Below are 24,991 nucleotides of genomic sequence, written 5' to 3' on the forward strand. Positions count from 1 at the left end.
CGAGATGGCTAAGAACATCAAGGGCATCCTGGGCGAGAAGCTCGGCATGACGCAGGTCTGGGACGAGAACAACCGGGTTGTCCCGGTGACCGTCGTCAAGGCCGGCCCGAATGTCGTGACCCAGGTCCGTACGAACGACAACGACGGCTACGAGTCGGTCCAGATCGCCTTCGGCGAGATCGACCCTCGCAAGGTGAACAAGCCCCTCAAGGGTCACTTCGCCAAGGCCGATGTCACCCCGCGCCGCCACCTGGTGGAGCTCCGCACCGCTGACGCCTCCGAGTACACGCTCGGCCAGGAGATCACCGCCGAGGTCTTCGAGGCCGGCGTGAAGGTCGACGTCACCGGTAAGAGCAAGGGCAAGGGCTTCGCCGGTGTGATGAAGCGCCACAACTTCCGTGGTGGCAAGGCCTCCCACGGTGCCCACCGCGTGCACCGTAAGCCCGGTTCGATCGGTGGCTGCGCCACCCCGGGCCGTGTCTTCAAGGGCATGCGCATGGCCGGCCGTATGGGCAACGAGCGCGTGACCACCCAGAACCTGACCGTTCACGCCGTTGACGCGGAGAAGGGCCTGCTCCTGATCAAGGGTGCGGTTCCTGGTCCGAACGGCGGCCTCGTCCTGGTCCGCACCGCGGCCAAGGGGGCCTGAGGATATGAGCACCATTGACATTCTGTCGCCCTCCGGCGACAAGACCGGGACCGTCGAGCTCCCGGCCGAGATCTTCGAGGCCAAGATCAGCATCCCGCTGATCCACCAGGTCGTCGTCGCGCAGCTGGCCGCCGCCCGTCAGGGCACGCACAAGGTCAAGCGTCGTGGCGAGGTCCGTGGTGGTGGCAAGAAGCCGTACCGCCAGAAGGGCACCGGCCGCGCCCGTCAGGGTTCGACCCGCGCCCCGCAGTTCGCCGGTGGTGGCGTCGTGCACGGTCCCGTGCCGCGTGACTACTCGCAGCGCACCCCCAAGAAGATGAAGGTCGCCGCTCTCCGCGGTGCCCTCACCGACCGGGCGACCCACTCCCGTATCCACGTCGTCTCCGGCGTGGTCGAGGGTGGCATCTCCACCAAGGCCGCCAAGACGCTGTTCGGCAAGATTTCGGAGCGCAAGAACCTGCTCCTGGTCGTCGAGCGCGCCGACGAGGCCGCGTGGCTGTCCGCCCGCAACCTGCCCCAGGTGCACATCCTGGAGCCGGGCCAGCTGAACACGTACGACGTGATGCGATCCGACGACGTGGTCTTCACCCAGGCCGCCCTCGAGTCCTTCGTGTCTGGCCCCAAGGCCGCTGACAACGAAGGGAGCGAGGCCTGATGTCCGAGGCCACGATCACCAGCAAGACCTTCACGGACCCGCGTGACATCCTCGTCAAGCCGGTTGTTTCCGAGAAGAGCTACGCGCTGCTCGACGAGAACAAGTACACGTTCATCGTTGCGCCCGGCGCCAACAAGACTCAGATCAAGCAGGCCGTCGAGGCGGTCTTCTCGGTCAAGGTCACCGGGGTCAACACGATCAACCGCCAGGGCAAGCGCAAGCGCACCAAGGCCGGTTTCGGTAAGCGCAAGGACACCAAGCGCGCCATCGTGACCCTTGCCGAGGGCAACCGTATCGACATCTTCGGCGGTCCGACCGCCTAAGGGCGGTCTGGATCGTCCGGAATCGGACGAGGACTGAGAAATGGGAATCCGCAAGTACAAGCCGACTACGCCGGGCCGTCGTGGCTCCTCCGTAGCCGACTTCGTCGAGATCACGCGGTCCACGCCGGAGAAGTCGCTGGTTCGCCCGCTGCACAGCAAGGGCGGCCGTAACAACACCGGCCGGATCACCGTTCGCCACCAGGGTGGTGGACACAAGCGCGCCTACCGCGTGATCGACTTCCGTCGTCACGACAAGGACGGCGTGCCGGCCAAGGTCGCTCACATCGAGTACGACCCGAACCGCACCGCGCGCATCGCGCTGCTCCACTACGCGGACGGCGAGAAGCGCTACATCATCGCCCCGAAGAACCTGTCGCAGGGTGACCGGGTCGAGAACGGCCCCGGCGCCGACATCAAGCCCGGAAACAACCTGGCCCTCCGCAACATCCCGGTCGGTACCACGATCCACGCGATCGAGCTCCGTCCCGGCGGTGGCGCCAAGTTCGCCCGTTCCGCGGGTGCCTCCGTGCAGCTGCTGGCGAAGGAGGGCACGATGGCCCACCTTCGTATGCCGTCCGGTGAGATCCGTCTGGTCGACGCCCGCTGCCGCGCCACCATCGGCGAGGTCGGCAACGCCGAGCAGTCGAACATCAACTGGGGCAAGGCCGGCCGTAAGCGCTGGCTGGGCGTTCGCCCGACCGTTCGCGGTGTGGCGATGAACCCGGTCGACCACCCGCACGGTGGTGGTGAGGGCAAGACCTCCGGTGGTCGCCACCCGGTCTCCCCGTGGGGTCAGAAGGAGGGTCGTACTCGCTCGCCGAAGAAGGCTTCGAGCAAGTACATCGTCCGCCGCCGCAAGACGAACAAGAAGCGCTAGGAGCGGGTTTAGATGCCGCGCAGTCTCAAGAAGGGACCCTTCGTCGACGGACACCTCGTAAAGAAGGTGGACGTACAGAACGAAGCCGGTACCAAGAACGTCATCAAGACCTGGTCCCGTCGCTCGATGATCATCCCGGCCATGCTCGGCCACACGATCGCGGTGCACAACGGCAAGACCCACATTCCGGTGTTTGTCACCGAGTCGATGGTCGGCCACAAGCTCGGCGAGTTCTCGCCGACGCGCACCTTCCGGGGTCACGTTAAGGACGACCGGAAGTCGAAGCGCCGCTAGTAGCGGGGTGGAATGACCATGACAGACACTGGAAGGACAACCATGGAAGCCAGGGCCCAGGCGCGGTACATCCGCGTCACGCCCATGAAGGCCCGCCGCGTGGTGGACCTTATCCGTGGCATGGATGCCACGGAGGCTCAGGCGGTCCTGCGTTTCGCCCCGCAGGCCGCGAGCGTGCCGGTCGGCAAGGTGCTTGACAGCGCCATTGCCAACGCCGCGCACAACTACGACCACAGTGACGCCTCTTCGCTGTTCATCAGCGAGGCGTTCGTGGATGAGGGCCCGACCCTGAAGCGGTTCCGTCCGCGTGCTCAGGGCCGTGCCTACCGGATCCGTAAGCGGACCAGCCACATCACCGTGGTCGTCAGCAGCAAGGAAGGAACCCGGTAATGGGCCAGAAGGTTAACCCGCATGGGTTCCGGCTCGGCATTACCACGGACTTCAAGTCCCGTTGGTACGCCGACAAGCTGTACAAGGACTACGTCAAGGAAGACGTCGCCATCCGTCGGATGATGACGTCCGGCATGGAGCGCGCCGGCATCTCGAAGGTTGAGATCGAGCGCACCCGTGACCGCGTGCGGGTGGACATCCACACCGCGCGTCCCGGCATCGTCATCGGCCGCCGTGGCGCCGAGGCCGACCGCATCCGCGGCGACCTCGAGAAGCTCACGGGCAAGCAGGTCCAGCTGAACATCCTCGAGGTCAAGAACCCCGAGATGGACGCTCAGCTGGTTGCTCAGGCCGTTGCCGAGCAGCTCTCCTCCCGCGTCTCCTTCCGTCGCGCCATGCGTAAGAGCATGCAGGGCACGATGAAGGCCGGCGCCAAGGGCATCAAGATCCAGTGCGGCGGTCGCCTCGGCGGCGCCGAGATGTCCCGCTCGGAGTTCTACCGCGAGGGCCGCGTGCCCCTGCACACGCTCCGCGCGAACGTCGACTACGGCTTCTTCGAGGCCAAGACGACCTTCGGCCGCATCGGCGTGAAGGTCTGGATCTACAAGGGCGACGTCAAGAACATCGCCGAGGTCCGCGCCGAGAACGCAGCGGCCCGTGCGGGTAACCGCCCGGCCCGTGGCGCCGGTGACCGTCCGGCCGGTGGCGGCCGCGGTGGTCGCGGTGGCGAGCGTGGCGGTCGTGGGCGCAAGCCGCAGCAGTCCGCGCCGGCAGCCGAGGCCCCCAAGGCCGACGCTCCCGCCGCCGCTGCTCCGGCTGAGAGCACCGGAACGGAGGCCTGACCGAAATGCTGATCCCCCGTAGGGTCAAGCACCGCAAGCAGCACCACCCGAAGCGCAGCGGTATGTCCAAGGGTGGTACGCAGGTTGCGTTCGGCGAGTACGGCATTCAGGCCCTCACTCCGGCGTACGTGACCAACCGCCAGATCGAGGCGGCGCGTATCGCGATGACCCGCCACATCAAGCGTGGCGGCAAGGTCTGGATCAACATCTACCCGGACCGCCCGCTGACCAAGAAGCCTGCCGAGACCCGCATGGGTTCCGGTAAGGGTTCGCCGGAGTGGTGGATCGCGAACGTCAAGCCCGGTCGGGTGATGTTCGAGCTGTCCTACCCGAACGAGAAGATCGCGCGCGAGGCCCTGACCCGTGCGGCCCACAAGCTGCCGATGAAGTGCAAGATCGTTAAGCGCGAAGCAGGTGAGCTGTGATGACCGCCGGTACCAAGGCGTCCGAGCTGCGCGAGCTGGGCAACGAGGAGCTTCTCAACAAGCTCCGCGAGGCCAAGGAAGAGCTGTTCAACCTCCGCTTCCAGGCGGCGACGGGCCAGCTCGAGAACCACGGTCGGCTCAAGTCCGTCCGTAAGGACATCGCCCGGATCTACACCCTGATGCGTGAGCGTGAGCTGGGCATCGAGACGGTGGAGAGCGCCTGATGAGCGAGAGCAATGTGACTGAGCAGAAGACCGCGCGCAACGCCCGCAAGGTCCGCGAGGGCCTGGTCGTCAGCGACAAGATGGACAAGACCGTCGTCGTCGCCGTTGAGGACCGCGTCAAGCACGCGCTGTACGGCAAGGTCATTCGCCGTACGAACAAGCTCAAGGCTCACGACGAGCAGAACGCTGCCGGCGTCGGCGACCGCGTCCTCCTGATGGAGACCCGGAAGCTGTCCGCCAGCAAGCACTGGCGCGTCATCGAGATCCTCGAGAAGGCCAAGTAATCACTTGAAGGGGTAACCCTTCGAGTTCGTTCCGCCAGGCTCGGCCGGGGCTTCCTCGTGAAGCCCCGGCCGGGAACCGGCAGACAATCAGGAGATAGACGTGATCCAGCAGGAGTCGCGACTGCGTGTCGCCGACAACACTGGTGCCAAGGAGATCCTTTGCATCCGTGTTCTCGGTGGTTCCGGTCGCCGCTACGCGGGCATCGGTGACGTCATCGTCGCCACCGTCAAGGACGCGATCCCCGGTGGCAACGTGAAGAAGGGTGACGTCGTCAAGGCGGTCATCGTTCGCACCGTCAAGGAGCGCCGCCGCCAGGACGGCTCGTACATCCGCTTCGACGAGAACGCCGCTGTCATTCTCAAGAACGACGGCGACCCTCGCGGCACCCGTATCTTCGGCCCGGTGGGCCGTGAGCTGCGCGAGAAGAAGTTCATGAAGATCATCTCGCTCGCGCCGGAGGTGCTGTAAGCATGAAGATCAAGAAGGGCGACCTGGTCCAGGTCATCACCGGTAAGGACAAGGGCAAGCAGGGCAAGGTCATCACGGCCTTCCCCCGCGAGAACCGCGTCCTCGTCGAGGGTGTCAACCGGGTCAAGAAGCACACCAAGGCCGGCCCGTCGCAGGCCGGTGGCATCGTCACGACCGAGGCGCCGGTCCACGTCTCCAACGTCCAGCTGGTCGTTGAGAAGGACGGCAAGAAGGTCGTCACGCGCGTCGGTTACCGCTTCGACGACGAGGGCAACAAGATCCGCGTTGCCAAGCGGACGGGTGAGGACATCTGATGGCTACCACCACCACTCCGCGTCTCAAGACGAAGTACCGCGAGGAGATCGCGGGCAAGCTGCGTGAAGAGTTCTCGTACGAGAACGTCATGCAGATCCCCGGTCTCGTCAAGGTCGTGGTCAACATGGGTGTGGGCGACGCCGCCCGCGACTCCAAGCTGATCGAGGGCGCCATCCGCGACCTCACCACGATCACCGGTCAGAAGCCGGCCGTCACCAAGGCCCGCAAGTCCATCGCGCAGTTCAAGCTGCGTGAGGGTCAGCCGATCGGTGCGCACGTCACCCTCCGTGGCGACCGCATGTGGGAGTTCCTCGACCGCACCCTGTCGCTCGCGCTTCCGCGCATCCGCGACTTCCGTGGTCTGTCCCCCAAGCAGTTCGACGGGCGTGGCAACTACACCTTCGGTCTCACGGAGCAGGTCATGTTCCACGAGATCGACCAGGACAAGATCGACCGTGTCCGGGGTATGGACATCACCGTGGTCACCACGGCGACCAACGACGCTGAGGGCCGTGCCCTTCTCCGTCACCTCGGCTTCCCCTTCAAGGAGGCGTAAGCGAGATGGCGAAGAAGGCTCTCATCGCGAAGGCTGCCCGCAAGCCCAAGTTCGGTGTGCGTGCGTACACCCGCTGCCAGCGCTGCGGTCGCCCTCACTCCGTGTACCGCAAGTTCGGCCTGTGCCGCGTGTGCCTTCGTGAGATGGCTCACCGTGGCGAGCTGCCGGGCGTGACCAAGAGCTCCTGGTAATCCCCGTACTTCTGGGATAACCGGAGTCTCTCGGTAAGCAATGGGTTGGCAGAGGCCCACCCTTCCATGGCTTAGGCTAGGAGGGTTGGGCGTCTGCCGCCCGTACGACTTACTACGCCGTAGGTCCCCGCGCCGCACCCGTCCCGCCCCTGTGTGGGGAGAGGGATGGCGCATACAGGAAACCCCGGCGAGAGAGGCCGAAGGCCAATTCATGACCATGACTGATCCGATCGCGGACATGCTGACTCGTCTGCGTAACGCGAACTCGGCGTACCACGACACCGTGGCGATGCCGCACAGCAAGATCAAGTCTCACATCGCGGAAATCCTCCAGCAGGAGGGCTTCATCACGGGCTGGAAGGTCGAGGACGCCGAAGTCGGCAAGAACCTCGTCCTCGAGCTCAAGTTCGGTCCGAACCGTGAGCGCTCCATCGCGGGCATCAAGCGGATCTCGAAGCCGGGCCTCCGGGTTTACGCGAAGTCCACCAACCTGCCGAAGGTCCTCGGCGGCCTGGGCGTGGCGATCATCTCCACGTCCCACGGTCTCCTGACCGGCCAGCAGGCAGGCAAGAAGGGCGTAGGTGGGGAAGTCCTCGCCTACGTCTGGTAGTCGGGAACGGAGGAATAGCTAATGTCGCGTATTGGCAAGCTGCCTATCCAGGTTCCCGCCGGCGTGGACGTCACCATCGATGGCCGCACGGTCACGGTGAAGGGTTCCAAGGGCACCCTGAGCCACACCGTCGCCGCGCCGATCGAGATCGTTAAGGGTGAGGGCGACGTTCTCAACGTCACCCGTCCGAACGACGAGCGTCAGAACAAGGCCCTTCACGGCCTGTCCCGCACGCTGGTGGCCAACATGATCACCGGTGTGACCCAGGGTTACGTGAAGGCGCTCGAGATCAGCGGTGTCGGTTACCGCGTGGCCGCGAAGGGCTCCAACCTGGAGTTCCAGCTCGGCTACAGCCACCCGATCCTGATCGAGGCGCCCGAGGGCATCTCGTTCAAGGTCGAGTCGCCGACCAAGTTCTCGGTCGAGGGCATCGACAAGCAGAAGGTCGGCGAGGTCGCGGCGAACATCCGCAAGCTGCGGAAGCCCGACCCGTACAAGGCCAAGGGCGTCAAGTACGCCGGCGAGGTCATCCGCCGCAAGGTCGGAAAGGCTGGTAAGTAAGCCATGGCATACGGTGTGAAGATCGCCAAGGGCGACGCTTACAAGCGGGCCGCCAAGGCCCGTCGCCACATCCGCATCCGCAAGAACGTGTCGGGTACGGCGGAGCGTCCGCGCCTCGTCGTGACGCGTTCGAACCGTGGCATCACGGCTCAGGTCATCGACGACCTCAAGGGTCACACCCTTGCGTCCGCGTCGAACCTGGACTCGTCGATCCGTGGTGGCGAGGGTGACAAGTCGGCGCAGGCCAAGCAGGTCGGCGCGCTCGTCGCCGAGCGTGCGAAGGCCGCGGGTGTCGACGCTGTCGTGTTCGACCGTGGTGGCAACAGGTACGCCGGGCGCATTGCCGCTCTGGCTGACGCCGCCCGCGAAGCCGGGCTGAAGTTCTAAGCCCCGGTTCCGGGACTAACGGACGTAACAGAGAGAGGTAATCCAATGGCTGGACCCCAGCGCCGCGGAAGCGGTGCCGGTGGCGGCGAGCGGCGGGACCGGAAGGGCCGCGACGGTGGCGCTGCCGCCGAGAAGACCGCGTACGTTGAGCGCGTTGTCGCGATCAACCGCGTCGCCAAGGTTGTCAAGGGTGGTCGTCGCTTCAGCTTCACCGCGCTGGTCGTGGTGGGCGACGGTGACGGCACCGTAGGTGTCGGTTACGGCAAGGCCAAGGAAGTTCCCGCGGCCATCGCCAAGGGTGTCGAGGAAGCCAAGAAGAACTTCTTCAAGGTTCCGCGCATCCAGGGCACCATCCCTCACCCGATCCAGGGCGAGAAGGCCGCGGGCGTCGTCCTGCTCAAGCCGGCTTCCCCCGGTACCGGCGTTATCGCCGGTGGCCCGGTGCGTGCCGTGCTCGAGTGCGCCGGCGTTCACGACATCCTGTCGAAGTCGCTCGGCTCCGACAACGCGATCAACATCGTGCACGCGACCGTGGCGGCCCTCAAGGGCCTGCAGCGTCCCGAGGAGATCGCGGCTCGCCGTGGTCTGCCCCTCGAGGACGTCGCCCCCGCGGCTCTGCTTCGTGCGCGTGCGGGAGCGGGTGCGTAATGGCCCGCCTCAAGATCACGCAGACGAAGTCGTACATCGGCAGCAAGCAGAACCACCGCGACACCCTGCGTTCGCTCGGGCTCAAGCGCCTGAACGACGTGGTCGTCAAGGAGGACCGCCCCGAGTTCCGCGGAATGGTGCACACCGTCCGCCACCTCGTGACGGTTGAGGAGGTCGACTGACATGGCGGAGAACAACCCGCTGAAGGTCCACAACCTCCGTCCCGCCCCGGGCGCCAAGACCGCCAAGACCCGTGTGGGTCGTGGTGAGGCGTCGAAGGGTAAGACGGCCGGTCGTGGTACCAAGGGCACGAAGGCCCGTTACCAGGTTCCGCAGCGCTTCGAGGGTGGGCAGATGCCCCTCCACATGCGTCTGCCGAAGCTCAAGGGCTTCAAGAACCCGTTCCGCACCGAGTTCCAGGTCGTGAACCTGGACAAGCTCGGCGCTCTCTACCCCGAGGGTGGAGAGGTCACGGTGGCCGACCTGGTCGCCAAGGGCGCGGTGCGCAAGAACAGCCTCGTCAAGGTGCTCGGCACCGGCGAGATCACCGTGGCGCTGCAGGTTTCGGTTGACGCCGTCTCCGGCTCCGCCAAGGAGAAGATCGCCGCCGCTGGTGGCACCGTCACCGAGCTCGTCTGAGCCCGGTACGACAGCACTGAGCCTGGCCGGTTCCCCTTCGGGGGAGCCGGCCAGGCTCATTTGTGTGCGCGGACGATCAGGCGGCCGAGGCGAGTCCATGTGCGATGCGGTCGACCGCCTCGGCCGAGACACTGAAGGTGCAGGCGCTGATCGTCTTCACGTACGAGAACGCTTCGACGATCTGGATGATGCCGAGGGCGCGGGTCGGGCTGTCGTCGCCGGCAAGGGCTTGGGCATGCGCATGGTGCTGGGCGCTCATTTCCCCCATTTCGCGATCGCTGAGAGGGCGGTCGCGCGTTTCCCCGCTCGCCCCCTGGGTCATCACGGCCGTGTCGACGCCGGTTGCAGGTGCACAGCCATGGGCCGCCCGCCACTGCGGGAGGGCGGGGTGGCGGCTGAGGCGGGTGCCGCTGATCGTGGAGCCGATCGAGCCGTCCGGCCGGGTCGTGGCGATGAACGGTTCCGGTCGGTCGAACAGGAGCGCTCGAACAGTCTTCCGAGAGCGTGACGCCCTGTCAGCACGGCTCTCGGTCGGGATGGGCACCCGAGGAAAGTCGGTTGTCCGCCACCCGGCGGGTGGTCCGTGACCGGTGCGGCGTTGACGGGCCTCGGAGACGTTTCCCGCTGGCTGTGGGGGCGGGTATGGTAGCGGCTGTTAGCTTCCCCGGCAGTCTGCGCTTGTGGCGTGCGGCTGCCGTGTTCTGTAATTGCTCGCATACAAACCGTCACCCTCACGCGCGTAACGCGGGGGTCGCAGGAGGCACCGTGCTCACCGCGTTCGCCCGGGCGTTCAAGACGCCCGACCTGCGCAAGAAGATTCTCTTCACGCTCGGCATCATCGTGCTGTTCCGGCTCGGGGCACACATCCCCGTCCCCGGTGTCAGTTACCAGGCCGTCCAGCAGTGCGTGGACCAGGCGAGCCAGGGCAACAGCTCCCTGTTCGGCCTGGTGAACATGTTCTCCGGCGGGGCGCTGCTGCAGATCACGATCTTCGCGCTCGGCATCATGCCGTACATCACGGCGAGCATCATCCTGCAGCTGCTGACCGTGGTGATCCCTCGCCTTGAGGCGCTCAAGAAGGAGGGACAGTCGGGCACCGCCAAGATCACGCAGTACACGCGTTATCTGACGATCGCGCTCGCCGTCCTCCAGGGCACCGGCCTCGTCGCCACGGCCAAGAGCGGCGCGCTCTTCAGCGGCTGCACGGTGGCCAACCAGGTCGTTCCGGACCCGTCCATCTTCACCATCGCCACGATGGTCATCACGATGACCGCGGGTACCGCGGTGGTCATGTGGATGGGCGAGATCATCACCGACCGCGGCATCGGCAACGGCATGTCGATCCTGATGTTCATCTCGATCGCCGCCGGCTTCCCGGGCGCGCTGTGGAAGATCAAGGTCGAGGGTGACCTGGCCGACGGCTGGATCGAGTTCGGCACCGTGATCCTCGTCGGATTCGCGATGGTCGGCCTCGTCGTCTTCGTCGAGCAGGCCCAGCGCCGCATCCCGGTGCAGTACGCGAAGCGGATGATCGGCCGCAGGTCCTACGGCGGAACGTCCACTTATATCCCTCTCAAGGTGAACCAGGCAGGTGTGATTCCTGTCATCTTCGCCTCGTCGCTGCTCTACATCCCGGCCTTGATCGCCCAGTTCTCGAACTCCGCCTCGGGGTGGAAGACCTGGATCGAGGCCTACTTCGTCAAGGGTGACCACCCCTACTACATCGCTACGTACTTCCTCCTGATCGTGTTCTTCGCCTTCTTCTACGTGGCGATCTCGTTCAACCCCGAGGAAGTCGCGGACAACATGAAGAAGTATGGTGGCTTCATCCCGGGTATCCGGGCTGGTCGACCTACTGCCGAGTACCTGAGCTACGTGCTCAACAGGATCACTTGGCCGGGCTCGCTGTATCTGGGTCTGATCGCTCTTGTGCCGACGATGGCGTTGGCAGGCTTCGGCGGTGCCAATGCCAACTTCCCGTTCGGCGGGACGAGCATCCTCATCATCGTGGGTGTCGGGCTGGAGACCGTGAAGCAGATTGAGAGCCAGCTCCAGCAGCGCAATTACGAAGGGTTCCTCCGCTGATGCGAATCGTCCTCGTCGGACCGCCCGGGGCCGGCAAGGGTACGCAGGCCGCGTTCCTTGCCAAGAACCTGGACATTCCGCACATCTCCACGGGTGACCTGTTCCGTGCCAACATTTCCAAGGGCACGGAGCTGGGCATGAAGGCCAAGGCGTTCATGGACGCCGGCGACCTCGTGCCCGACGAGGTGACCATCGGGATGGCCAAGGACCGCATGGAGCAGGCCGACGCCGCCAACGGCTTCCTGCTCGACGGCTTCCCGCGGAACGTGGCCCAGGCCGAGGCGCTGGATGTGGTCCTCAAGGCCGAGGACATGCAGCTGGACGCGGTCCTGGACCTCGAGGTCCCCGAGGACGAGGTCGTGAAGCGGATCGCGGGTCGCCGCATCTGCCGCAACGACAGCGCGCACGTCTTCCACGTGACGTACAACGCTCCGAAGACCGAGGGCGTCTGTGACGTCTGCGGCGGCGAGCTCTTCCAGCGCGACGACGACTCCGAGGAGACCGTCCGCCGGCGCCTGGAGGTCTACCACACGCAGACCGAGCCGATCATCGACTACTACCGGGCGCAGAACCTGGTCGTGACGATCTCGGCGCTTGGCAAGGTGGACGAGGTCACCGCGAAGGCGATGGCCGCGCTCAAGAAGTAACCCTGGTTCGTTCGATACGGCCGCGGTGCCCCTCGGGGGCGCCGCGGCCGTATCGTTGTTCTGTCCCGTGTACTCGTAAGGAAAGGCCCCCGTCACGATGGTGCAGATCAAGACCCCCGAGCAGATCGCGAAGATGCGCGAGGCGGGGCTGGTCGTCGCCGCCATCCACGCGGCCACGCGTGAGGCGGCCGTGCCGGGTGCCACGACGAAGGACCTGGACGAGGTCGCGCGGAAGGTGATCGCGGACCACGGGGCGAAGTCGAACTTCCTCGGGTACGGCGGCTTCCCCGCGACGATCTGCACGTCGGTGAACGAGGTCGTCGTGCACGGCATCCCGGACGAGAAGACCGTCCTCAAGGACGGCGACATCATCTCCATCGACGCCGGCGCGATCGTCGACGGCTGGCACGGCGACGCCGCGTACACGGCCTTCGTCGGCACCGGTCACGCCCCGGAGCTGATCGAGCTCTCCCGGGTGACCGAGGAGTCGATGTGGGCCGGCATCGCGGCGATGAAGAACGGCAACCGGCTGGTCGACATCTCGCGCGCGATCGAGACGTACATCCGCCGCCAGCCGAAGCCGGGCGGCGGCAAGTACGGCATCGTCGAGGACTACGGCGGCCACGGCATCGGTACCGAGATGCACATGGACCCGCACCTGCTGAACTACGTCGCCCGCAAGCGCGGCAAGGGCCCGAAGCTGGTCCCCGGCTTCTGCCTGGCGATCGAGCCGATGGTCGCGCTCGGTACGCCCCACACGGAGGTCCTGGCGGACGACTGGACGGTCGTCTCCACGGACGGCACCTGGTCCTCGCACTGGGAGCACTCGGTGGCCGTGACCGAGGAGGGCCCGCTGGTCCTGACCGCTCCGGACTGCGGCCGGGCGAAGCTGGCCGAGCTGGGCGTCGTGGCGGCGCCGGACCCGCTGGCGTAGGGGGCGGCGGGCTGCGCCGCCCGTGACCCCGATCCGCCGGTCGGAGGCCTGCGTCAAGGAATGGGTCTGCGGCCGGGCGAAGCTGGGCGTCGTGGCGGCGCCCGACCCTTCCCCTGGGCCCTGAGGGCCTGGGGAGACCCCAAGGGCTAGAGCGGGAAACCTGCGGCGTGGCTGCTTGCGTAAGGATCTTGACCGGTGGGCAAACTCTCCGGATTCGTCTTTTCCAGGGGCCTGACGTAGACTGATGCGTCGGCTCTCGTGTACCCGTGTGTCCGCACACGGATCGAGAGTCGATCAAGGTAGCCGATTCGAAAGGCGAAGCGTGGCCAAGAAGCAAGGTGCCATCGAAATCGAGGGCACCGTGATCGAGTCCCTCCCGAACGCGATGTTCAAGGTGGAACTCCAGAACGGTCACAAGGTCCTCGCGCACATCTCCGGCAAGATGCGGATGCACTACATCCGTATCCTTCCGGACGACCGGGTCGTCGTGGAGCTCTCTCCGTACGACCTGACGCGTGGCCGGATCGTCTACCGATACAAGTAGATCTTGCCCGCACCCCGGCTCCGCCGCGGGTGGTGGCACTGACCCGGAGAACCTCAGACACATGAAGGTCAAGCCGAGCGTCAAGAAGATCTGCGACAAGTGCAAGGTGATCCGCCGTCACGGCCGGGTCATGGTCATCTGCGACAACCTGCGCCACAAGCAGCGCCAGGGCTGACGCACGCCGACCGACCTGCATTTCGCAGTTCTTCGCGCGACGCACGTAATACGTAAATAAGCAAAGCCCGCCCAGCCCGCAAGGGTCGGCGGCACCTCCGGCGGGGGCCGGGGACCCGATGCGTACCACTTCCTCGAATCAGAGGGGTCGGCGTGCCGGGAGCGGCTTTGTTGAAGACCCCCGAACACACAGGAGCCATTGCATGGCACGCGTTTCCGGTGTTGACATCCCGCGCGAAAAGCGTGTGGAGATCGCACTCACCTACGTCTTCGGTATCGGGCGCACCCGGTCCAAGGAGATCCTCGCCTCCACCGGCGTGAACCCGAACGTCCGCGTTCGTGACCTGGCCGAAGAGGACCTGGTCAAGATCCGCGAGTACGTGGACGCCAACCTCCAGACCGAGGGCGACCTCCGCCGCGAGATCCAGGGCGACATCCGCCGCAAGATCGAGATCCAGTGCTACCAGGGCATCCGCCACCGTCGCGGTCTGCCGGTGCACGGTCAGCGCACGAGCACCAACGCGCGTACCCGCAAGGGCCCGCGTCGCGCGATCGCCGGTAAGAAGAAGCCGGGCAAGAAGTAGTCCTCAGCGGACGCTTGACCACACGGTCTTCGCTGTAGGACCGACCACCTCCCGTAGGAGATATAGATGCCCCCCAAGGGTCGTCAGGGCGCTGCCAAGAAGGTGCGCCGCAAGGAAAAGAAGAACGTCGCTCACGGCCACGCGCACATCAAGAGCACGTTCAACAACACGATCGTCTCGATCACGGACCCCGCGGGCAACGTGATCTCCTGGGCCTCCGCCGGCCACGTCGGCTTCAAGGGCTCGCGCAAGTCCACCCCGTTCGCCGCGCAGATGGCCGCCGAGTCGGCCGCTCGCCGCGCGCAGGAGCACGGCATGCGCAAGGTCGACGTCTTCGTCAAGGGTCCCGGCTCCGGCCGTGAGACCGCGATCCGCTCCCTCCAGGCCACCGGCCTCGAGGTCGGCTCGATCCAGGACGTCACCCCCACGCCGCACAACGGCTGCCGTCCCCCCAAGCGCCGCCGCGTCTGACGCACGGCTGCTTGACCTGTGGTTTCGGGCGGTACGGCTCTCCGGAGCGGTGCCGCCCGTACCCTTGCACTAGGTAGTACCCGTCGGGCGTCAAATAGTGGGCGTCCACGACTGAAGGAACACACACCATGCTGATCGCTCAGCGTCCGTCGCTGACCGAAGAGGTCGTCGACGAATTCCGCTCCCGGTTCGTGATCGAGCCGCTGGAGCCGGGCTTCGGTTACACCCTCGGCAACTCCCTCCGTCGGACGCTTCTGTCCTCGATCCCGGGTGCGGCCGTCACGTCCATCCGGATCGACGGTGTCCTGCACGAGTTCACCACCGTGCCGGGCGTCAAGGAAGACGTCACCGACCTCATCCTGAACATCAAGCAGCTGGTCGTCTCCTCGGAGCACGACGAGCCGGTCGTGATGTACCTGCGCAAGCAGGGTCCCGGCCTGGTCACCGCTGCTGACATCGCCCCGCCGGCCGGTGTCGAGGTGCACAACCCCGACCTGGTGCTCGCCACGCTCAACGGCAAGGGCAAGCTGGAGATGGAGCTGACCGTCGAGCGCGGTCGCGGCTACGTCTCCGCCGTGCAGAACAAGCAGGTGGGCCAGGAGATCGGCCGTATTCCGGTCGACTCCATCTACTCCCCGGTGCTCAAGGTCACGTACAAGGTCGAGGCGACCCGTGTCGAGCAGCGCACCGACTTCGACAAGCTGATCGTCGACGTCGAGACCAAGCAGGCCATGCGGCCGCGCGACGCCATGGCGTCCGCCGGTAAGACGCTGGTCGAGCTGTTCGGTCTGGCGCGCGAGCTCAACATCGACGCCGAGGGCATCGACATGGGCCCGTCCCCGACCGATGCCGCGCTTGCCGCCGATCTGGCGCTGCCGATCGAGGAGCTCGAGCTCACCGTTCGTTCGTACAACTGCCTCAAGCGTGAGGGCATCCACTCCGTGGGTGAGCTCGTGGCGCGCTCCGAGGCCGACCTGCTCGACATCCGCAACTTCGGTGCGAAGTCGATCGACGAGGTCAAGGCGAAGCTGGCCGGCATGGGCCTGGCCCTGAAGGACAGCCCGCCCGGATTCGACCCGACCGCCGCCGCCGACGCCTTTGGCGCCGATGACGATGCGGACGCGGGTTTTGTGGAGACCGAGCAGTACTGATCGGTTTTCGGCTGCCGGTCCGCTTCGGCTGATCGCGCAGTTCCCCGCGCCCCTAGGGGCGCGGGTCTCCGACGGGTAACCGCCCGCTCGGACACTGACATCGGTACCTCATACGGCCGGTGCAGATCACAAGGAGAAACACCATGCCGCGTCCCGCCAAGGGTGCCCGCCTCGGTGGCAGTGCCGCTCACGAGCGTCTGCTGCTCGCCAACCTGGCGAAGTCCCTCTTCGAGCACGGCCGGATCACGACGACCGAGGCCAAGGCTCGCCGCCTGCGTCCGGTCGCCGAGCGCCTGATCACCAAGGCGAAGAAGGGCGACATCCACAACCGTCGCCTGGTGCTGCAGACGATCACCGACAAGGGCATCGTCCACACCCTCTTCACCGAGATCGCGCCGCGCTACTCCGAGCGCCCGGGTGGCTACACCCGTATCACCAAGGTCGGCAACCGTCGTGGCGACAACGCCCCGATGGCTGTGATCGAGCTGGTCGAGGGCGAGATCGCCAAGAAGGCGACCGTCGCCGAGGCCGAGGCCGCCGCCAAGCGTGCCGTCAAGGAGGCCGACGAGGCCGCCACGACCGAGGCCGCCGAGGAGTCGAAGGACGCGTAAGCGTTCCGACGTTTCTCGTGTGCGGGCCCGTACCCCCTGGGGTGCGGGCCCGCTCCCGTGTTCTTGAGAGGATTTCCGCGTGAGCGACGACGTGCAGCCCGGGTTCGTACGGGTACGGCTTGACCTTTCCTATGACGGCAAGGACTTCTCCGGCTGGGCCAAGCAGGCCGCCGGGCGGCGGACCGTGCAGGGGGACATCGAGGACGCCCTGCGGACCGTGACACGGTCCCAGGAGACGTACGAGCTGACCGTGGCCGGCCGGACCGACTCCGGGGTGCACGCACGCGGCCAGGTCGCGCACGTCGACCTGCCCGTGGAGCTGTGGGCCGAGCACCACGACAAGCTGGTGCGGCGGCTCGCCGGGCGGCTCTCGCACGACGTACGGGTGTGGTCCCTGACCGAGGCGCCCGCCGGGTTCAACGCGCGTTTCTCGGCTATCTGGCGGCGCTACGCCTACCGCGTCACCGACAACCCCGGCGGGGTCGACCCGCTGCTGCGCGGGCACGTCCTGTGGCACGACTGGGCGCTCGACATGGACGCCATGAACGCGGCCGCCGAGCGGCTCGTCGGCGAGCACGACTTCGCCGCGTACTGCAAGAGGCGCGAGGGTGCCACCACCATCCGTACGCTCCAGGAGCTGCGCTGGGAGCGGCGGCCCGGCGGCGTCCTCGAAGCGACCGTGAAGGCCGACGCCTTCTGCCACAACATGGTCCGCTCGCTCGTCGGCGCGCTGCTCTTCGTCGGCGACGGACACCGTCCGGTGGACTGGCCCGCGAAGGTCCTGGCGGCGGGTGTACGGGACTCGGCGGTGCACGTCGTCCGCCCGCACGGGCTGACCCTGGAAGAGGTCGGCTACCCGGCCGACGAGCTCCTGGCCGCCCGTAACCGGGAGGCCAGGAACAAGCGCACGCTGCCGGGCGCCGGCTGCTGCTGACCGGCCGCCGCAGACCGGCCGTCCGCTACTGGCCGGGGGCGCCGGCCGCGGCGGAGGCCTGGGACTTGCCGCGGGCGTAGACCTGGTTGAACGTGAAGGTGCCCAGGTCGTCGCTGGTCCGGAAGACGGCCTTGTCGGACGTGGTCACCTTCTTGCCGTCGGTGAAGCCCGCCTGGGTGAAGTACGCGTACCGGCCGATCGAGTTCGCCCGGCGCAGACAGACCGTCGCGCGGCAGAAGTCCTTCACGCCCGACCCGGCGAGCGGGGCGATACCGCCGCTGGCCTGGTTCTTCGCCTTCAGCGCCGCCGCCTCGTTCGGGAAGACGGCCACGCCGACGGTGATGGCGACGCCGTCCTGCACGTAGGTGGCGCGGATCACCCGGTCGCAGCCGTTCTTCGTCAGGACCGCGCCGAGCCCGCCCTGCGCGACGCTCGCGCACTTCGTCGTGGAGGACGTGGCGCCCTTGGTGTAGGCGCGGCCGTTCATCGTCAGCTTCTTGCCCGGGAAGAGCCCCTCGGCGCTGAGCGGGGCCTTGTCCTTCTTCTCGTCGGAGATGAAGTCCTTGGGGTTGGGCGGGGGCGGCGGTGCGACGGAGGAGAACGTCGGGCCAGGGGTGGGGGAGGCGGTGGGGGCCGCGGAGCCGGTGGGGGTGACCGTGCCGTTCTTCCCCGTGGTGGCCGGCTTGTTGCTCTGCACGACCGCCGTGGCGACGATCGCGCCGACGGCGACGGCCGCGAGCACGCCACCGCCGATCAGGACCCAGCGCTTACGGCGCCGGCCTGCGGCGGAGGCGTCGGCGAGGGCACCCCAGTCGGGTGTCCCGTCCGCGGTCGCCCCCGGGAAGGGGCTGGGCTGTCCCCCTGGGCCCTGCGGCCCGGGAGGTACCCCCAGCCCGTACTGCTGCTGACTCTGCTGCCCGTACCCCTGCCCGTGCTGCTGTCCGAACGGCTGCTGTCCCGGCTGCTGCGGCTCCTGTGGCCACTGCGGTCCCCCAAAGCTCATGCCGCGCATCCTAATCCGGTTGGGTCGGAGCGGTGCGGGCGGCGACAATGCCCCTCATGGGACATGTCGAGGCCGCGCATCTGGAGTACTACCTTCCCGACGGGAGGGTCCTGCTCGCGGACGCCTCCTTCCGGGTCGGGGAGGGCGCCGTCGTCGCCCTGGTCGGGGCCAACGGCGCCGGGAAGACCACGCTGCTCCGGATGATCTCCGGTGAGCTCCAGCCGCACGGCGGCTCGGTCACCGTGAGCGGCGGGCTCGGCGTGATGCCGCAGTTCGTGGGCTCGGTGCGGGACGACCGTACCGTCCGTGACCTGCTGGTCTCCGTCGCCCAGCCGCGCATCCGGGAGGCCGCGAAGGCGGTCGACGAGGCCGAGCACCTGATCATGACGGTCGACGACGAGGCCGCGCAGATGACGTACGCGCAGGCGCTCAGCGACTGGGCCGAGGTCCAGGGGTACGAGGCCGAGACCGTCTGGGACATGTGCACCATGGCCGCCCTCGGCGTCCCGTACGACAAGGCGCAGTTCCGCGAGGTCCGCACGCTCAGCGGCGGCGAGCAGAAGCGGCTGGTCCTGGAGTCGCTGCTGCGCGGCACCGACGAGGTGCTGCTCCTGGACGAGCCGGACAACTATCTGGACGTTCCCGGCAAGCGGTGGCTGGAGGAGCGGCTGCGGGAGACCCGTAAGACCGTGCTCTTCATCTCCCACGACCGGGAGCTGCTCGCCCGGGCCGCGCAGAAGATCATCGCGGTCGAGCCCGGCCCGGCCGGGTCGGACGTGTGGGTGCACGGCGGTGGCTTCGAGACCTTCCACGACGCGCGGCGGGAGCGGTTCGCCCGCTTCGAGGAGCTGAAGCGGCGCTGGGAGGAGAAGCACGCGCAGCTGAAGAAGCTGGTGGTCAACCTGCGGCAGGCGGCGGCGGTCAGCCACGAGATGGCGTCCCGGTACGCGGCGGCGCAGACCCGGCTGAAGAAGTTCGAGGAGGCCGGCCCGCCGCCGGAGCCGCCGCGCGAGCAGGACATCCGGATGCGGCTGCGTGGCGGGCGGACTGGTGTACGGGCCGTGACCTGCGAGAACCTTGAGCTGAGCGGCCTGATGAAGCCGTTCTCGCTGGAGATTTTCTACGGGGAGCGGGTCGCCGTCCTCGGTTCGAACGGGTCGGGTAAGTCACACTTCCTGCGGCTGCTCGCCGGGGATCCGTCGGTGGCGCACACGGGGGAGTGGAAGCTGGGCGCGCGGGTCGTGGCCGGGCACTTCGCGCAGACCCACGCGCACCCGGAGCTGCAGGGGCGGTCGCTCGTGGACATCCTCTGGACGGAGCACGCGAAGGACCGGGGCGGGGCGATGTCGGTGCTGCGGCGGTACGAGCTGGAGGGGCAGGGGGACCAGGCGTTCGAGAAGCTGTCGGGTGGGCAGCAGGCGCGGTTCCAGATCCTGCTCCTGGAGCTCTCGGGCACGACGGCCCTGCTGCTCGACGAGCCGACGGACAACCTGGACCTGGAGTCGGCGGAGGCGTTGCAGGACGGGCTGGAGTCCTATGACGGGACGGTGCTGGCCGTCACGCACGACCGGTGGTTCGCTAAGACCTTCGACCGGTATCTGGTGTTCGGTTCGGACGGGGTCGTACGGGAGACGAGCGAGCCGGTCTGGGACGAGCGCAGGGTCGAGCGGGCGCGCTGACCTGGTGTCTCGCGGCGTTTTGACCCGTCGGGGGCGGCGCGGGTAGTGTTGCGGTTTGTTATGCGTATTGGCTTCGTCGTGCTCACACGAAGGGCCCTTACGCAGGTTCCCTGGAGCAGTTTCCAGTGGCTCGCATACGGGCAGTGTCCCGGCAGTGCAGGCCCCAGCTGCATGATCGCTTCAGGTGTGTCTGGACTCCATCCACTGAAGAAGCGAAGGCTACGAAGTGCGTACGTACAGCCCCAAGCCCGGCGATGTCACTCGCCAGTGGCACATCATCGACGCGCAGGACGTTGTCCTGGGCCGTCTGGCGACGACGGCTGCGAACCTCCTCCGGGGTAAGCACAAGCCCGTCTACGCGCCCCACATGGACATGGGCGACTTTGTCATCATCATCAACGCTGACAAGGTCCACCTGTCCGGCAACAAGAAGACCCAGAAGCTGGCGTACCGCCACTCCGGCTTCCCGGGTGGTCTGCGCTCCGTCCGTTACGACGAGCTGCTGGACAAGAACCCCGAGAAGGCCGTCGAGAAGGCCATCAAGGGCATGATCCCCAAGAACACCCTGGGCCGTCAGATGCTCTCGAAGCTGAAGGTCTACGCGGGCGAGAACCACCCGCACGCTGCCCAGCAGCCGGTCCCGTTCGAGATCACCCAGGTCGCGCAGTAGTTCCGGCCACACCCCCTAAGAACGAAAGAAATCTGAGGAGAATCGTGGCCGAGACCACTGTTGAGAACCCCATCGAGGGCGAGGAGACCTACGCCGAGGTCACCACCTTCGAGTCCGAGGTGCCCGTCGAGGGCGAGTACACCTCGGAGTCCCTGGCTTCCCGCTTCGGTGACCCGCAGCCGGCCGCCGGCCTGGGTCGTCGCAAGAACGCCATTGCCCGCGTCCGGATCGTTCCGGGCACCGGCAAGTGGAAGATCAACGGTCGCACCCTTGAGGACTACTTCCCCAACAAGGTGCACCAGCAGGAAGTCAACGAGCCCTTCAAGGTGCTCGAGCTCGACAACCGCTACGACGTCATCGCCCGCATCGCGGGTGGCGGCGTCTCGGGTCAGGCCGGCGCCCTGCGCCTCGGCGTGGCCCGTGCGCTGAACGAGGCGGATGTCGAGAACAACCGCCCGGCGCTGAAGAAGGCCGGCTTCCTCTCCCGCGACGACCGTGCGGTCGAGCGCAAGAAGGCCGGTCTCAAGAAGGCCCGTAAGGCCCCGCAGTACAGCAAGCGTTAATCGCCTGCTCGGTCTGCTTTGCACGTACGCCCCGGCGGCACTGCCCGTGCTGCCGGGGCGTACGTCTTTTCCTCCCCCTGGGCCCTTTCGGGCAACTTTGGCGTGAAAACGGGCATCAGGCGCTCAGGGGTTCGCACTTTTCGGAGCAGTTTCGGAGGACAGCTGTGGGACGACTCTTCGGCACGGATGGTGTGCGCGGTGTGGCGAACGCGGATCTGACGGCGGAGCTCGCGCTCGGCCTGTCGGTCGCGGCGGCGCACGTGCTCGCCGAGGCGGGGACCTTCCAGGGCCATCGGCCGACCGCGGTGGTCGGGCGTGACCCCCGCGCGTCGGGAGAGTTCCTGGAGGCCGCCGTCGTGGCGGGCCTCGCGAGCGCGGGCGTGGACGTCCTGCGCGTCGGCGTCCTGCCCACCCCCGCGGTGGCGTACCTCACCGGATCGCTCGGCGCCGACCTCGGTGTCATGCTCTCCGCCAGCCACAACGCGATGCCCGACAACGGCATCAAGTTCTTCGCCCGCGGTGGCCACAAGCTCGCCGACGAGCTGGAGGACCGGATCGAGTCCGTCTACGAGGAGCACCGCACCGGCGCCCCGTGGGAGCGGCCGACCGGCTCCGGTGTCGGCCGGGTCCGTGACTACGACGAGGGCTTCGAGAAGTACGTCGCCCACCTCATGGCCGTCCTGCCGAACCGGCTCGACGGCCTGAAGGTCGTCCTGGACGAGGCGCACGGCGCGGCCTCCCGCGTGTCGCCCGAGGCGTTCGCCCGGGCCGGCGCCGAGGTCGTCACCATCGGTGCCGCCCCCGACGGCCTCAACATCAACGACGGCTGCGGCTCCACCCACCTGGGGCTGCTCAAGGCCGCAGTGGTCGAGCACGGCGCGCACCTCGGCATCGCCCACGACGGTGACGCCGACCGCTGCCTCGCCGTGGACGCGTCCGGCGAGGAGATCGACGGCGACCAGATCCTCGCCGTCCTGGCGCTCGCCATGCGCGAGGCCGGGACGCTGCGCGGCGACACCGTCGTCGCGACCGTGATGTCCAACCTCGGCTTCAAGCTCGCCATGGAGCGCGAGGGGCTGCAGATCATCCAGACGGCGGTCGGCGACCGGTACGTCCTGGAGTCCATGAAGGAGCACGGCTACGCGCTGGGCGGCGAGCAGTCCGGGCACGTCATCGTGCTCGACCACGCCACCACCGGCGACGGCACCCTCACCGGTCTGATGCTGGCTGCGCGGGTCGCGGCCACCGGCAGGTCCCTCGCGGAGCTGGCCGGTGTGATGGAGCGGCTGCCGCAGGTCCTCGTCAACGTGCCCGACGTCGACAAGTCCCGGGTGAAGACCTCCGCCGAGCTGGCGACCGCGGTCACCGACGCCGAGCGCGAGCTGGGCGCCACCGGCCGTGTCCTGCTCCGCCCCTCGGGCACCGAGCCGCTCGTCCGCGTGATGGTCGAGGCGGCCGACATCGAGCAGGCGCGGTCCGTGGCCGGCCGGCTCGCCGACGTGGTGAAGTCCGCGCTCGGCTAGGCCGCTTGACCGACGGTCACTTGCGTCGTGGCGCACCCGGAGGGCGGGTCATCCGTCCCCGCTGGGTGCGCCACAGCGCTTTCCAGGCCAGCAGGGTGAGGATCCCCGCCACGATGATCCCGCCCAGGTTGAGCAGCAACTGCTCGACGGAGCCCCACATCTGGCCGAACTCGCCGTAGCTGAGCGCCACGGCGGCGTTCGCGCCGGCCGGGACCGTGGTCACCGAGATGGCCACGCCCACCAGCGCGCCGGACTTGGCCGAGGTCAGGGAGAGCATGCCGACCACGCCGGCGAGCAGCGCGACGACGAAGGAGAACGGGTCGGGCTGCCAGATGAAACTGGTGTTGGGGCGCGGGTCGTCGAGCAGGTCCTGATTGAACTGGCCGATCCCGTCCATCCCCAGACTGAACACGGTCGTCGCCACGATCGCCGCGGCGAAGCCGACCAGGAGCGCGATCAGCGAGCGGGCGGCGAGCTTCGGGGCGCGCTGCACCACCGCCGTACAGATGCCTGCGAGCGGGCCGAACTCGGGGCCGACGGCCATCGCGCCCACGATCAGGATCGCGTTGTCGAGGACCACACCGCAGGCCGCGATCATCGTCGCCACGATCATGAAAGCGGCGTACGTGATGGTGAGGGTGGACTCCTCGTGGGTCGACTCGGAAAGCTGCTCCCAGATCACCGCGTCCGCCGCCTCGCCCGGCGCCTCCTCCTCTGCGTGGTCGGCCCGCGTGGAGAGCGACAGGTCGATGTTCTCGACGGCGATCGACCCCTCCTTGTCGATGCCCAACTCCCGTAGCCCGTGCAGGAGTTTCTCACCGGCCTCGCGGGCCACGTCGCACAGCACGATGTCGCCGGCCGGGTCGCGGCCGACGTCCTTGAGGACGGCCACATGGGTGGTGCCCACGGTCGTGTCGATGAGGTCGAGAACGGCGTCCGTGTGGACGGAGGGCGCCATGATCCGCAGATGCAGCATGCTCAGAGCTTACGAAGACTCAAACGCTGCACCTTGTGATCCGGTCCCTTGCGTACGACGAGGGTGGCCCGGCCGCGCGTCGGCGCCACGTTCTCCAGCAGGTTCACCTTGTTGATGGTCCGCCACATCGTGCGGGCGTAGTCCAGCGCCTCGTCCTCGGAGACCTGGGTGTACTTCTGGAAGTACGAGAAGGGGTTCTGGAACGCGGTCTCGCGCAGTCGGCCGAAGCGGTTGAGGTACCAGCGCTCGATGTCCTCGGGCCGGGCGTCCACGTACACCGAGAAGTCGAAGTAGTCGGCGAGGCCGACCCGGGTCCGGCCGTCCTTGCCGGGCAGGGCCGGCTGGAGGACGTTGAGCCCCTCCACGATCAGGATGTCCGGGCGGCGGACCACGAGCCGCTCGCCGGGCACGATGTCGTAGATGAGGTGCGAGTAGACCGGGGCGGTGACCTCTTCCTTGCCGGCCTTGATGTCGGCGACGAAGCGGGTCAGGGCGCGGCGGTCGTACGACTCCGGGAAACCCTTACGGGACATCAGACCGCGCGCCTTCAGCTCCTCCATCGGATAGAGGAAGCCGTCGGTGGTGACCAGCTCCACCCGCGGGTGCTCCGGCCAGCGGGCAAGCAGCGCCTGGAGGAGACGGGCCACGGTGGACTTGCCGACGGCGACGGAGCCGGCGACTCCTATGACGAAGGGCGTGCCGCGCTGCTCCGCGCGCTCGCCGAGGAAGGTGTTGAGCGCGCCGCGCAGCCCGCTGGTGGCCTGGACGTACAGATTCAGCAGCCGGGAGAGCGGCAGGTAGACGTCCCGGACCTCGTCCAGGTCGATGACGTCGCCGAGGCCGCGCAGCCGCTCGACCTCCTCGGCGGAGAGCGGCAGCGGCGTCTTGTCGCGCAACGCGCTCCACTCGTCCCGGGTGAGGTCGACGTAGGGCGTGGCCTCGGGAGGCCGGCGCTGGCTTCGTGGCGGCGAAGTGATCACCCCGCCATTGTCGGGGTTGTGGGGTGGTTGTGGGCCGTGGGCTCGGTCACGTGGGTCACGTGGCTCGGTGGCGTGACGGAACGCGTAAATCCGTTGTCGTACCCCTGTCCTAGGGTGATCATC

Annotated in this window: 38 protein-coding genes; 34 read left to right on the forward strand and 4 right to left on the reverse strand. The window is 67.3% G+C overall.

Annotated features, from left to right (window positions below; genetic code table 11):
- Window positions 1-4: 4 nt before the first annotated feature.
- From rplC to rplO, 20 genes are all read left to right on the forward strand, one after another.
- Window positions 5-649: a 50S ribosomal protein L3 gene (rplC, locus tag Q5762_RS09655; protein WP_132912399.1), complete on the forward strand. Its 645-nt coding sequence runs from the start codon at window positions 5-7 to the stop codon at window positions 647-649.
- A gap of 4 nt (window positions 650-653) precedes the next feature.
- Window positions 654-1,304, forward strand: a complete 651-nt coding sequence (rplD, locus tag Q5762_RS09660; RefSeq protein ID WP_315891595.1) for a 50S ribosomal protein L4 — start codon at window positions 654-656, stop codon at window positions 1,302-1,304.
- On the forward strand, window positions 1,304-1,627 hold the full coding sequence (gene rplW, locus Q5762_RS09665; RefSeq protein ID WP_260229396.1) for a 50S ribosomal protein L23: 324 nt from the start codon (window positions 1,304-1,306) through the stop codon (window positions 1,625-1,627). Before rplD ends, rplW begins: the two co-directional genes overlap by 1 nt.
- Window positions 1,628-1,667: 40 nt before the next feature.
- Complete coding sequence (gene rplB, locus Q5762_RS09670; protein WP_315891596.1) at window positions 1,668-2,504, forward strand: 50S ribosomal protein L2; 837 nt, start codon at window positions 1,668-1,670, stop codon at window positions 2,502-2,504.
- Window positions 2,505-2,516: 12 nt separating this feature from the next.
- Complete coding sequence (gene rpsS, locus Q5762_RS09675) at window positions 2,517-2,798, forward strand: 30S ribosomal protein S19 (protein ID WP_024755409.1); 282 nt, start codon at window positions 2,517-2,519, stop codon at window positions 2,796-2,798.
- 42 nt (window positions 2,799-2,840) lie between these two features.
- Complete coding sequence (gene rplV, locus Q5762_RS09680) at window positions 2,841-3,188, forward strand: 50S ribosomal protein L22 (protein WP_135332555.1); 348 nt, start codon at window positions 2,841-2,843, stop codon at window positions 3,186-3,188.
- Window positions 3,188-4,030 (forward strand): 30S ribosomal protein S3, encoded by an 843-nt coding sequence (gene rpsC / locus Q5762_RS09685; protein ID WP_315891597.1) that lies wholly within the window; start codon window positions 3,188-3,190, stop codon window positions 4,028-4,030. Before rplV ends, rpsC begins: the two co-directional genes overlap by 1 nt.
- Window positions 4,031-4,035: 5 nt before the next feature.
- Window positions 4,036-4,455 carry a 50S ribosomal protein L16 gene (gene rplP, locus Q5762_RS09690; RefSeq protein WP_015035580.1) on the forward strand — a complete coding sequence of 140 codons (420 nt, stop codon included), beginning with the start codon at window positions 4,036-4,038 and terminating at the stop codon, window positions 4,453-4,455.
- Window positions 4,455-4,679 carry a 50S ribosomal protein L29 gene (gene rpmC, locus Q5762_RS09695; RefSeq protein WP_030214018.1) on the forward strand — a complete coding sequence of 75 codons (225 nt, stop codon included), beginning with the start codon at window positions 4,455-4,457 and terminating at the stop codon, window positions 4,677-4,679. The genes rplP and rpmC overlap by 1 nt, the downstream gene beginning before the upstream one ends.
- Window positions 4,679-4,963, forward strand: a complete 285-nt coding sequence (rpsQ, locus tag Q5762_RS09700; RefSeq protein ID WP_315891598.1) for a 30S ribosomal protein S17 — start codon at window positions 4,679-4,681, stop codon at window positions 4,961-4,963. The genes rpmC and rpsQ overlap by 1 nt, the downstream gene beginning before the upstream one ends.
- A 100-nt stretch (window positions 4,964-5,063) precedes the next feature.
- Window positions 5,064-5,432, forward strand: a complete 369-nt coding sequence (gene rplN / locus Q5762_RS09705) for a 50S ribosomal protein L14 (protein ID WP_003956455.1) — start codon at window positions 5,064-5,066, stop codon at window positions 5,430-5,432.
- A 2-nt stretch (window positions 5,433-5,434) separates the two neighbouring features.
- Window positions 5,435-5,746 (forward strand): 50S ribosomal protein L24, encoded by a 312-nt coding sequence (rplX, locus tag Q5762_RS09710; protein ID WP_015035583.1) that lies wholly within the window; start codon window positions 5,435-5,437, stop codon window positions 5,744-5,746.
- Window positions 5,746-6,303 carry a 50S ribosomal protein L5 gene (gene rplE, locus Q5762_RS09715; protein ID WP_260229393.1) on the forward strand — a complete coding sequence of 186 codons (558 nt, stop codon included), beginning with the start codon at window positions 5,746-5,748 and terminating at the stop codon, window positions 6,301-6,303. The genes rplX and rplE overlap by 1 nt, the downstream gene beginning before the upstream one ends.
- Before the next feature lie 5 nt (window positions 6,304-6,308).
- Window positions 6,309-6,494, forward strand: a complete 186-nt coding sequence (locus Q5762_RS09720; protein ID WP_003956452.1) for a type Z 30S ribosomal protein S14 — start codon at window positions 6,309-6,311, stop codon at window positions 6,492-6,494.
- Window positions 6,495-6,705: 211 nt separating this feature from the next.
- Complete coding sequence (gene rpsH, locus Q5762_RS09725; protein ID WP_018528360.1) at window positions 6,706-7,104, forward strand: 30S ribosomal protein S8; 399 nt, start codon at window positions 6,706-6,708, stop codon at window positions 7,102-7,104.
- A gap of 21 nt (window positions 7,105-7,125) precedes the next feature.
- A complete protein-coding gene (gene rplF / locus Q5762_RS09730) occupies window positions 7,126-7,665 on the forward strand; it encodes a 50S ribosomal protein L6 (protein WP_315891599.1) in 540 nt (179 codons plus the stop codon).
- Window positions 7,666-7,668: 3 nt separating this feature from the next.
- The gene (rplR, locus tag Q5762_RS09735) at window positions 7,669-8,052 is read left to right on the forward strand and encodes a 50S ribosomal protein L18 (protein WP_315891600.1); all 384 of its coding nucleotides are present in this window, start codon (window positions 7,669-7,671) and stop codon (window positions 8,050-8,052) included.
- Between the two features lie 45 nt (window positions 8,053-8,097).
- Window positions 8,098-8,700 (forward strand): 30S ribosomal protein S5, encoded by a 603-nt coding sequence (rpsE, locus tag Q5762_RS09740; RefSeq protein WP_017239585.1) that lies wholly within the window; start codon window positions 8,098-8,100, stop codon window positions 8,698-8,700.
- On the forward strand, window positions 8,700-8,882 hold the full coding sequence (rpmD, locus tag Q5762_RS09745; RefSeq protein ID WP_005313525.1) for a 50S ribosomal protein L30: 183 nt from the start codon (window positions 8,700-8,702) through the stop codon (window positions 8,880-8,882). The genes rpsE and rpmD overlap by 1 nt, the downstream gene beginning before the upstream one ends.
- A gap of 1 nt (window position 8,883) precedes the next feature.
- A complete protein-coding gene (rplO, locus tag Q5762_RS09750; protein WP_315891601.1) occupies window positions 8,884-9,339 on the forward strand; it encodes a 50S ribosomal protein L15 in 456 nt (151 codons plus the stop codon).
- A gap of 76 nt (window positions 9,340-9,415) precedes the next feature.
- On the opposite strand, the gene Q5762_RS09755 is transcribed toward rplO, so the two are convergent.
- Window positions 9,416-9,883 carry a hypothetical protein gene (locus tag Q5762_RS09755; RefSeq protein WP_315891602.1) on the reverse strand — a complete coding sequence of 156 codons (468 nt, stop codon included), beginning with the start codon at window positions 9,881-9,883 and terminating at the stop codon, window positions 9,416-9,418.
- A gap of 221 nt (window positions 9,884-10,104) precedes the next feature.
- On the opposite strand from Q5762_RS09755, the gene secY reads away from it, so the two are divergent.
- The 10 genes from secY (at window position 10,105) to truA (ending at window position 17,474) form a co-directional block, all read left to right on the forward strand.
- Entirely contained in the window at window positions 10,105-11,424 is a 1,320-nt protein-coding gene (gene secY / locus Q5762_RS09760; RefSeq protein WP_315891603.1) for a preprotein translocase subunit SecY, read from the forward strand.
- Complete coding sequence (locus Q5762_RS09765) at window positions 11,424-12,071, forward strand: adenylate kinase (RefSeq protein WP_315891604.1); 648 nt, start codon at window positions 11,424-11,426, stop codon at window positions 12,069-12,071. Before secY ends, Q5762_RS09765 begins: the two co-directional genes overlap by 1 nt.
- A gap of 97 nt (window positions 12,072-12,168) precedes the next feature.
- Window positions 12,169-13,005: a type I methionyl aminopeptidase gene (gene map, locus Q5762_RS09770; protein WP_315891605.1), complete on the forward strand. Its 837-nt coding sequence runs from the start codon at window positions 12,169-12,171 to the stop codon at window positions 13,003-13,005.
- A 322-nt stretch (window positions 13,006-13,327) separates the two neighbouring features.
- On the forward strand, window positions 13,328-13,549 hold the full coding sequence (gene infA, locus Q5762_RS09775) for a translation initiation factor IF-1 (protein ID WP_003956442.1): 222 nt from the start codon (window positions 13,328-13,330) through the stop codon (window positions 13,547-13,549).
- A gap of 61 nt (window positions 13,550-13,610) precedes the next feature.
- A complete protein-coding gene (gene rpmJ, locus Q5762_RS09780; RefSeq protein ID WP_003956441.1) occupies window positions 13,611-13,724 on the forward strand; it encodes a 50S ribosomal protein L36 in 114 nt (37 codons plus the stop codon).
- 202 nt (window positions 13,725-13,926) lie between these two features.
- Entirely contained in the window at window positions 13,927-14,307 is a 381-nt protein-coding gene (gene rpsM / locus Q5762_RS09785; RefSeq protein WP_315891606.1) for a 30S ribosomal protein S13, read from the forward strand.
- A 66-nt stretch (window positions 14,308-14,373) separates the two neighbouring features.
- On the forward strand, window positions 14,374-14,778 hold the full coding sequence (rpsK, locus tag Q5762_RS09790) for a 30S ribosomal protein S11 (RefSeq protein ID WP_006376016.1): 405 nt from the start codon (window positions 14,374-14,376) through the stop codon (window positions 14,776-14,778).
- Between the two features lie 128 nt (window positions 14,779-14,906).
- Complete coding sequence (locus tag Q5762_RS09795; protein WP_003966937.1) at window positions 14,907-15,929, forward strand: DNA-directed RNA polymerase subunit alpha; 1,023 nt, start codon at window positions 14,907-14,909, stop codon at window positions 15,927-15,929.
- Window positions 15,930-16,072: 143 nt separating this feature from the next.
- Window positions 16,073-16,540, forward strand: coding sequence for a 50S ribosomal protein L17 (gene rplQ, locus Q5762_RS09800; protein WP_315891607.1), 468 nt, complete (start codon window positions 16,073-16,075; stop codon window positions 16,538-16,540).
- A gap of 79 nt (window positions 16,541-16,619) precedes the next feature.
- Window positions 16,620-17,474: a tRNA pseudouridine(38-40) synthase TruA gene (gene truA / locus Q5762_RS09805; RefSeq protein WP_315891608.1), complete on the forward strand. Its 855-nt coding sequence runs from the start codon at window positions 16,620-16,622 to the stop codon at window positions 17,472-17,474.
- A 25-nt stretch (window positions 17,475-17,499) separates the two neighbouring features.
- On the opposite strand, the gene Q5762_RS09810 is transcribed toward truA, so the two are convergent.
- Window positions 17,500-18,477, reverse strand: a complete 978-nt coding sequence (locus Q5762_RS09810) for a hypothetical protein (protein WP_315891609.1) — start codon at window positions 18,475-18,477, stop codon at window positions 17,500-17,502.
- A 56-nt stretch (window positions 18,478-18,533) separates the two neighbouring features.
- Here Q5762_RS09810 and Q5762_RS09815 point away from each other — a divergent pair, with 56 nt between their 5' ends.
- The 4 genes from Q5762_RS09815 to glmM all read left to right on the forward strand — a co-directional run bounded on the left by Q5762_RS09815 (window position 18,534) and on the right by glmM (window position 22,912).
- On the forward strand, window positions 18,534-20,156 hold the full coding sequence (locus tag Q5762_RS09815) for an ATP-binding cassette domain-containing protein (protein WP_315891610.1): 1,623 nt from the start codon (window positions 18,534-18,536) through the stop codon (window positions 20,154-20,156).
- A 226-nt stretch (window positions 20,157-20,382) separates the two neighbouring features.
- Window positions 20,383-20,826 (forward strand): 50S ribosomal protein L13, encoded by a 444-nt coding sequence (rplM, locus tag Q5762_RS09820; RefSeq protein WP_015035600.1) that lies wholly within the window; start codon window positions 20,383-20,385, stop codon window positions 20,824-20,826.
- 44 nt (window positions 20,827-20,870) lie between these two features.
- Window positions 20,871-21,389 (forward strand): 30S ribosomal protein S9, encoded by a 519-nt coding sequence (gene rpsI / locus Q5762_RS09825; RefSeq protein WP_315891611.1) that lies wholly within the window; start codon window positions 20,871-20,873, stop codon window positions 21,387-21,389.
- Window positions 21,390-21,553: 164 nt separating this feature from the next.
- Window positions 21,554-22,912, forward strand: a complete 1,359-nt coding sequence (glmM, locus tag Q5762_RS09830) for a phosphoglucosamine mutase (RefSeq protein WP_315891612.1) — start codon at window positions 21,554-21,556, stop codon at window positions 22,910-22,912.
- Between the two features lie 16 nt (window positions 22,913-22,928).
- Here the strand turns inward: glmM and Q5762_RS09835 are convergent, their stop codons facing one another.
- Both Q5762_RS09835 and coaA read right to left on the reverse strand, forming a co-directional pair.
- Entirely contained in the window at window positions 22,929-23,888 is a 960-nt protein-coding gene (locus tag Q5762_RS09835; protein WP_315891613.1) for a DUF389 domain-containing protein, read from the reverse strand.
- 2 nt (window positions 23,889-23,890) lie between these two features.
- The gene (coaA, locus tag Q5762_RS09840) at window positions 23,891-24,868 is read right to left on the reverse strand and encodes a type I pantothenate kinase (RefSeq protein ID WP_315891614.1); all 978 of its coding nucleotides are present in this window, start codon (window positions 24,866-24,868) and stop codon (window positions 23,891-23,893) included.
- Window positions 24,869-24,991 lie beyond the last annotated feature (123 nt).

It is taken from the genome of Streptomyces sp. P9(2023) (genome assembly GCF_032436795.1).
Lineage (GTDB): Bacteria > Actinomycetota > Actinomycetes > Streptomycetales > Streptomycetaceae > Streptomyces.